Source organism: Gemmatimonadota bacterium (assembly GCA_026706345.1).
Lineage (GTDB): Bacteria > JAAXHH01 > JAAXHH01 > JAAXHH01 > JAAXHH01 > JAAXHH01.
In genome coordinates, this window is sequence record JAPOYX010000222.1 from 1 (window position 1) to 4,330 (window position 4,330).

At 63.0% G+C, this 4,330-nt stretch carries 7 protein-coding genes; 3 read left to right on the forward strand and 4 right to left on the reverse strand.

The annotated features are described in order from the left end of the window. Together OXG98_15740 and OXG98_15745 are read right to left on the reverse strand one after the other, a co-directional pair. Nucleotides 1-91: IS66 family insertion sequence element accessory protein TnpB (locus OXG98_15740; protein MCY3773458.1), on the reverse strand; the 91-nt coding region annotated here is incomplete at its 3' end. After that, nucleotides 88-495 (reverse strand): transposase, encoded by a 408-nt coding sequence (locus OXG98_15745; GenBank protein MCY3773459.1) that lies wholly within the window; start codon nt 493-495, stop codon nt 88-90. The genes OXG98_15745 and OXG98_15740, both read right to left, overlap by 4 nt. A gap of 603 nt (nt 496-1,098) precedes the next feature. Between OXG98_15745 and OXG98_15750 the strand changes: the two genes are divergently transcribed. The 3 genes from OXG98_15750 (at nt 1,099) to OXG98_15760 (ending at nt 3,332) form a co-directional block, all read left to right on the forward strand. Beyond that, a complete protein-coding gene (locus OXG98_15750) occupies nt 1,099-1,956 on the forward strand; it encodes a hypothetical protein (protein ID MCY3773460.1) in 858 nt (285 codons plus the stop codon). Further along, on the forward strand, nt 1,953-2,243 hold the full coding sequence (locus tag OXG98_15755) for a hypothetical protein (GenBank protein MCY3773461.1): 291 nt from the start codon (nt 1,953-1,955) through the stop codon (nt 2,241-2,243). Before OXG98_15750 ends, OXG98_15755 begins: the two co-directional genes overlap by 4 nt. 87 nt (nt 2,244-2,330) lie before the next feature. Then, a complete protein-coding gene (locus tag OXG98_15760; GenBank protein MCY3773462.1) occupies nt 2,331-3,332 on the forward strand; it encodes a hypothetical protein in 1,002 nt (333 codons plus the stop codon). Between the two features lie 149 nt (nt 3,333-3,481). Here the strand turns inward: OXG98_15760 and OXG98_15765 are convergent, their stop codons facing one another. Then, nucleotides 3,482-3,934: a helix-turn-helix transcriptional regulator gene (locus tag OXG98_15765; protein ID MCY3773463.1), complete on the reverse strand. Its 453-nt coding sequence runs from the start codon at nt 3,932-3,934 to the stop codon at nt 3,482-3,484. Between the two features lie 176 nt (nt 3,935-4,110). Beyond that, the coding region (locus OXG98_15770; protein MCY3773464.1) for a hypothetical protein at nt 4,111-4,330 on the reverse strand (220 nt) is incomplete at its 5' end.

Here is a 4,330-nt window from a genome sequence, read left to right on the forward strand (position 1 = left end):
GGACCTGCAGCGCCAGCGTGTTCATCCCGCGCCGCATGTCCGTCACGCCGGTCGCAAGCCACACCCGCGCGCCGCTCGGAACCGGGATCATCGCCGCTCCAGAACCTTGAGAACCCGTGACAGCGCCGCCGCATCAACTTCCCGGTCGACCGTCACGCGCGAGCCGTCCGCCAGCGCAATCTCGATCCGCCCGGAGGAAGACGGCTCGATATCCCCCGGCGCCGGCGACAGCGTCGCCGGCTCCGCCCCCTCCGTCGACGAGACGACCACCGGGACGAAGCCGCCCGCCATGCGCGCCAGATCCCGATACTGGCGGCGCCAGGTGAAGACCAGGTTCGCGTTCACGTCATGCCGGCGTGCCACGACCGACACCGAGACCCCGGGCTGGTAGCTCTCCGCAACGATCCGGCGCTTGCGCGCCTCGCTCCAGCGACGGCGACGACGACGAACGCGACCCTCGCTACTCGACTGCTCCCCTGCGTCCGACATCCGCATATGTGTCCACTTATCCTTAGTGGACACTTACCGCGCGCCCACCTCCGAGCGCGCAATCTCCCCGATCCAGGACAAAGCCGACAGGCGGTCTACGACGGAGGCTTACGGAGCACCGGATGGCCGGTCGACTATGTGCTACCGCGGCGACTCCCCCGAACCGCCACTCGAACAACGAAGCCGGCGCGCTTTCCGATAATACGCGGTCCGCAACAGACGTGGCGGCCGGCGATCAGGGAGCGGAAGGCCGGGCTCGCCAAGCCGGGGAAAGCCGGAGTCAAAGCACCGAAGGCGCCCTCGGCCGAAGAAGCACTCCAGGCCGTACTAGAGGCGCTGCGCAACTTGCTCTCCGATCGGTGAGGTTTGCAATCCGTCGGAAAGCCGCTGTAGCCGTCGCGCGCGACGCTCTAGGCGGCATCTACGCGCTGCCCGCGCTCCTCCCGTCACCGCGCCGGGACCGCCGCGAAGGGCAGGAGTGCCGGGCCGTGCAATCGCCGTACAGACCCTATGGAATGCCCCGATTCTCCGATGACTTCCCATGAAAATTCATTGACAGGCCGTCATGGCCATCAACACGATGACCGCGACCGGCAACGGAGACGTCGCGTGAAACAACTTGCGCAAATGATTGTCCTGGGGTTGCTGTCCGTCGCGATGGGAGCGTGCTCGTCCGCGCAGCTGACCCCGGAACGGCAGGCGACGCTGGACGCGGTTAAGGACTACACACGGATTGTCCAGAACGCCAACCTCCTCTACGCAACCGACCATCTGGGCTATCCCCCGGGAGAGACGACCCCCAAGCGCGTTCCCGTGAATTGCAACCAGACGGATAAATGTTCTTTCGGTTTCCTGGTTTTTGTCGACGCGAATGAAAGCTTCGGCGCCAATATCGAGCATGTTGAGGTCCCACAGGAATTGAACGGCGTGCGTGCGGTGGTGGAAAGCGGCAGCGGCACCTATTCGGACTTTTACGACTTTGGCGGATGGATGGAACACAGCTTCTTCCACTCGTCGGCTAGGTTATTCACCAACGAAGAAGACCCGGACATCGGCTCTATCCGGGTCGCTGCGTACGCCAACGGGTTTTCCACCGGCGAGAATCCGAGCGTGGTCGAGGGCACTGCCACATGGCAGGGGTTCGTTTCGGCCCGGGATTCCTCCGTCACGGCGAGCATCGAAAACTATGTCACCGGAGACGCCAGGATCAGCGTGGCGCTGGACGGCGAGGCCCCGCTTGCGGATGTGCTTCTGAGCAACCTGAGGAACGTGTCCACCGGCACCGAATATCTGGACATCAATTATGGCCGGATGGAGCTTCGCAACGGAAGATTCGAGCGCGTATCTGGAGAGAACGATTACCTGCGGGGCGCCTTCTACGGTCCGAACCAGGAGGAAGTCGCCGGCACTTTCGAACACCGGCAGGGGCTCATTGGCGCCTATGGGGGCAAGCGGAAAAAACCATGACCTTGAGGCCCGTCAATGGTTGCTGGACTGGCGTCGATCGTTCATATGGAGGCGCGGGTTGCCGCGGGGCGTCGGGCGCGGTAGGGCGGGCGCTCGATGGACACGACAGTCCCATGAAGCAGAAGCCCAATGCGAAGGCGCAAAAGCCCCGTGTACGGCTCAAGCCGTCGCCCTACCGGCCGAGCAAGGCGGAGCTGGAAGAGGATGTGCGGGTAGAGGCCACGCCCGAGGCGCTTCTGGCGGCCGTCGCGCGCGGTGTTGAGATCGAAGTCGACAAGGAAGCCTGACACGGCGGAAAACCGCCAATTGTTACTCTGGTCTATAGGTCCCATTCCCTAAATCAGAAAGCGGCTGCCCGGCCGCGGGGAGCTGACATGAAACCCCTTCCTATTTTGCTCGTTCTTGCGCTGGCGCTGACCGCCTGTGCAAACAACCCGCCGAGACAGGAAGCGTTCAAGCTCGAACAGAACACCAAGTTCGACGGCGAGACGCTGCGGTTTTTCGTGAGACTGGACAGCGGAGCCGTAGCCACCGTCAATACAAACGACGATGTCATCGAGATTCTGCCCGGGGCCACGCCCATGCCCGGCCACCGGGCGCAGGCCTATACGTTTCTCAAGGTCAAGAAGGAAGGCACGTCGCTGTCTCACGCCCTGTTGAGCTGGGATCCGGACAACCCGGCGGATTACCTCGTGTTCGGCTGGTGGGCGGAGTTCGTCGGCCAGCATCCGCCGGGTCTGTCGTTAGCGGATGCAGAGCGCTGGGCGCTTGTCGATGGCCCGGAACTCGACCATGGAATCGTGCCGGAGGTGCCGGTCGAGGGGACGGCCACCTATCTCGGTCAGGCCGGGGGGCTCTACAGATTTGTGCCGGGGGGCGAACCGGGAGAGGATTTCGAAAACGTTGTGCTCGAAGAATACCAGGGGACGATCACCCTGACCGCGGATTTTTTCGACGGCACCGTGAAAGGATGTATCGGCTGCACCGGCGACATCGTTACGCGACGCGCGCATTTCGGCGTTATTCTCGGCGAGGAAGTGGATGCCCCGGAAGGCACAGCCAAGGACTTCGAACTCCACCTGACCAGTGCGATCATCCGGGAAGACGGGCATTTCGTGCGCTACAAGGTGAATTTGAGACACCCGGAGCGGACCATAACCAAATCCGACGGGTATTGGGCCGGAGCCTTTTCCAGCCGCCAGGACACGGACGGGAACCCCCGGCTGGCGGCGGGCTTCAGCTACGTCGACTTTGAGCAGAGCGACGGCACCGAGGGCGAATTCTACGGATCGTTCCTGGGCTTGAGCAAACGCTTCAGAGAAAACGGGGTATCCAGTCCGCTTCCGGAAGGCAATGGCCGGCCGGCCAAGAAATGACGCGTTTCGCGCAGGCGGCCCGATATCCCGATATAGAGCCGCCGGCAGTTGTTTTGGCGATGAGGCAAGGCTGCGGCTGCGGGTAGGCCATGGCTTTCGTCTCCGGGACGGGTGAAGGTTGTAAGGACCGGTTTCGCGTTCGAGCGGGTTCACGGGGGCGGGGCGGAGACCGCTTCGGCGCCATTTTCGGCCGCATTTGCCTCGATCGCTGCTTTCACCATGCCCGCGTCGACAAACGAACGGACTGACCCGAACACCGCCGATTCGAGCGAACTGACCCTTCCGACAAGGCTGTCATAGGACACGGGCGGCCGTCTGGAGTTTCTGCCTTCCCCGACGCCTGGGGGCGAAGCCGCGACACCATCGCCGACGACCAGAAAGGTAACGCCGCATCCGAGTTCCGCAGCGAGGTGGTAGACCGCTTCCAGGTTGATTCGCCGTGAGCCTTTCTCCCAACCGGAATAGGTCGATGCGTTCACGCCGATCCGTCGGGCCAATGCCTCTTGGCTAAGCCCTGCCTGTATTCTCAGGAAATGGAGACGTCCGCAAAACGCGGCGTACTGTTCCTCGGCAAAACTCCTGGTCTCGGCTTGCGCTGTCATCGTTGGCCCTCTGTTGCCGGCTTTCCGGCCACCGCCTTTCAAACCGACCCTAATCTTGCTGTTGCATTTATGCAACGCGAACGATATTTGTTCCCGCGGGTGAGGTGCGGAGGCTTCCGTAGTCCGCCCGGGCGCAGGTATGTAGACCCCGCCGGTCGCAATACCTGCGGCTGGCATCAGACCTCCTGGGAGATGATGGAGGTTGGTGTTGAACCCCAGCGTTGTTGCGGCCCCCGAATGTTCCGGCCGGCCGGATAACGCAAGTCGTCAAATCCGCAGGCAAATACGCCCTCTGTGCCGGCACTGCCCTGGCGCTTTCGATCTCGGCTGCGCAGGCCGCTTCGATGGCCAAGGCCGGCATGGACAAGCGTGTCGCCGATCTGGAGCGTGAGGTCA

What these genes read in the sequence shown, in the direction of transcription:
- OXG98_15755 (MCY3773461.1), top strand. Translation starts at nt 1,953, where the DNA reads ATGACCTTGAGGCCCGTCAATGGTTGCTGGACTGGCGTCGATCGTTCA.
- OXG98_15765 (MCY3773463.1), bottom strand. Translation starts at nt 3,934, where the DNA reads ATGACAGCGCAAGCCGAGACCAGGAGTTTTGCCGAGGAACAGTACGCC.
- OXG98_15745 (MCY3773459.1), bottom strand. Translation starts at nt 495, where the DNA reads ATGCGGATGTCGGACGCAGGGGAGCAGTCGAGTAGCGAGGGTCGCGTT.
- OXG98_15760 (MCY3773462.1), top strand. Translation starts at nt 2,331, where the DNA reads ATGAAACCCCTTCCTATTTTGCTCGTTCTTGCGCTGGCGCTGACCGCC.